This window comes from Streptomyces sp. AP-93 (genome assembly GCF_022808175.1).
In the GTDB taxonomy this organism is placed as follows: Bacteria; Actinomycetota; Actinomycetes; order Streptomycetales; family Streptomycetaceae; genus Streptomyces.
The window spans coordinates 1-533 of sequence record NZ_JALGBX010000085.1 but is presented as its reverse complement, the minus strand read 5'-3'; the positions used below and the strand labels follow the sequence as shown (position 1 = coordinate 533).

The 533-nt window shown below is 70.5% G+C and carries 1 protein-coding gene; it reads left to right on the top strand.

Features of this window, described 5'->3' with window-relative positions; translation table 11 throughout:
* Positions 1-533 (top strand): polyketide synthase (locus MTF69_RS42700; RefSeq protein WP_243342219.1); only part of this gene is annotated, 533 nt, incomplete at both ends.

The following is a 533-nucleotide window of genomic DNA, read 5'->3' as shown; positions in this document are numbered from 1 at the left end:
CCCCAGCAGCGGCTGCTGCTGGAGGCCTCCTGGGAGGCCTTCGAACGAGCCGGCATCGACCCCACCACCCTGCACGGCAGCAAGACGGGCGTCTATGCGGGCATCATGTACCACGACTACGGCCCCTACCTCTTCGAGCCCGTCGAGGGCGCGGACGGCCACCGGCTGACCGGTGGCGCGGGCAGTGTGCTGTCGGGCCGGGTCTCCTACACCTTCGGACTCGAAGGTCCTGCGGTCACCGTCGACACCGCATGCTCCTCCTCCCTCGTCACCCTCCACATGGCGGTGCAGGCGCTTCGGCAGGGTGAGATCTCGCTCGCCCTGGCGGGCGGGGCGACGGTCATGTCCTCGCCGGGCACCTTCGTGGAGTTCAGTCGGCAGAAGGGGCTGTCCCCGGACGGGCGGTGCAAGTCCTTCGCGGCGTCCGCCGACGGCACCGGCTGGTCCGAAGGCGTGGGCGTGCTCGTACTCGAACGCCTCTCCGACGCCCAACGCAACGGCCACCACATCCTCGCCGTCATCCGCGGCAGCGC